The organism is Vibrio sp. 1580, from assembly GCF_033340055.1.
Window position 1 is genome coordinate 1 of record NZ_JAWOVT010000808.1, and the last position, 504, is coordinate 504.

The window sequence follows — 504 nt, forward strand, 5'->3', positions numbered from 1 at the left end:
GGCTACATTGAGTATGAAATATCGCTCGTTAACCTTAACAACGTGCACATGCAAAACATGCCGATTAAGGATGAACTTAGCGCAATCAAAACCCAATACTTAGATGGATCGATGGGTGCAGCGTTTGACTCTTGGACCATCACGACTCAAACCGATACCAGTGATATCAGTGAGACGGGGTCGGTCACGGATAACCGCGATATTGACACCCAGTTTAACCTTGCAGCAAATAGTTTCGCTGTTGGCGGCACTTTCATCAAATATACGGTGAAAGCAAAGATCAGCGAGAAAGCGGTTGGCCAAATCTTAAACGTGGCGGTTATTGATAACAGTCATAACCTAGTCGCTGAGCCAGCCAACATGCTGCCTTCTGAGGTAAGCAAATCCCATAAAGCGTACACGGATACGTCTTTATCGAGCGAAAAGCTGACGTACAATCACACGTCTAGTGGTGAAAATATCGTGTACCGTCTGCGCCTCCAAAACAATGGTAAAGGACTGGAG

At 46.0% G+C, this 504-nt stretch carries 1 protein-coding gene; it reads left to right on the plus strand.

Annotated features, from left to right (window positions below; translation table 11 throughout):
- Positions 1 to 504 (plus strand): hypothetical protein (locus R7093_RS28505; RefSeq protein WP_318147443.1); only part of this gene is annotated, 504 nt, incomplete at both ends.